Source organism: Cellulophaga sp. F20128 (genome assembly GCF_023015805.1).
In the GTDB taxonomy this organism is placed as follows: Bacteria; Bacteroidota; Bacteroidia; order Flavobacteriales; family Flavobacteriaceae; genus Cellulophaga.
Genome location: NZ_JALKBA010000052.1, coordinates 1 through 1325, shown reverse-complemented (window position 1 = coordinate 1325; position 1325 = coordinate 1). Strand labels below are relative to the sequence as shown.

Annotated in this window: 1 protein-coding gene; it reads right to left on the bottom strand. The window is 35.0% G+C overall.

Features of this window, described 5'->3' with window-relative positions:
- Positions 1-74: 74 nt before the first annotated feature.
- On the bottom strand, positions 75-1148 hold the full coding sequence (locus MWU65_RS17425; RefSeq protein WP_247079956.1) for an IS110 family transposase: 1074 nt from the start codon (positions 1146-1148) through the stop codon (positions 75-77).
- Positions 1149-1325 lie beyond the last annotated feature (177 nt).

Below are 1325 nucleotides of genomic sequence, written 5' to 3'. Positions count from 1 at the left end.
TGAAAAATCCTAACGGATTTCCCAGACCGAAATCATAGGTACTGTGTCAAAAAACAAGCTTTTTCTTTAAAATTTTAGGAAACAAATTGATTTAACAATTTGTTATCCTGCGCAGCAAGGGTTTTATGCTCTTGCTGCTTTTTTTTCTCAAAATCGGCATCATAAATCTCTTCATTCTTCCATAATGTAAACATAAGGATTAACAACTTCCGCTGAACTGCTATTAAAGCAACCAAGGGCTTTGCTTTCTTTGGCTTTAATCTAACGTAGAATTGTTTCAATGTGGGATTACAACGGACACAGGTCATCGAGGGCATGTGTAATGCCGCTCGAATATGGCTATTTCCCTTTTTACTAATTCGAGTCTTCCCTTTAAAATTACCAGACTCTCGCAATACCACATCATAACCCGCATAACTTGTCAATTGTTTCCCATTTACTATCGATTCAAATCCTAAAGTCTCTCCAATAATTGTGGCTACCGATATAAATGAAATACCTGGAATGCTCTCTAGAAAACTGAACTTCATTTTTAAAACTTCATTATCTGATATCAATTCTCGCATCTCTTCTTCTATCGAAACTATTTGAGTATTTAATAATTTCAATCGTTGCTGATGTCTCTTTACCGCTCTTTTATCAATATAAACGCCTGAAACAATAGCACTCTGCCTATTGGTTTCAACTGTCTTATCTTTTAACAAAGAACTACGCTCTCGACTTAACATCTTCAACTCTTGGAGTTCTTCGCTAGGTGGATGCCAAAGGCGTAGCTCTCGCTCCAAGCCCAACATACTTAACATTTTACTATCTAATGCATCTGTCTTTGAACGCTGATCTAAACTCTGTGCATAACGCTTAACACGACCTGATTGCATAACACACACAGAATAACCTTGCACATATAAATAATGTGCAATCCCTTGATGATAAACTCCTGTAGCTTCTACTACAACTAATAAATTTACACTATCATCAACAGATTTATTTAGCCATTTTAACAACTCTTTATATCCAGACAAATCATTAGAAACATCACTATGAATCATAAATTCCTTTACTAACTTATCCGTTAGATAACCTAAAGACAAGGATAGATTTAGTTTTGAAACATCGATGCCTAAGCATTGTTTTAATATCTTTTCCATACCATCATTTTTATAAACTATAATTCTCTTTATCACCTTTGCTCGCGTTTGATTCGATCTCTAAAAGTAGGATCTAGGTACTGTTCAGATTCTAAGAAAATTATAGAAGGGTGGAATTTCTATGAAACGATATCACTACAAGCGTATCTAGCCGAAAACTCGCTATCCCTTCTATTT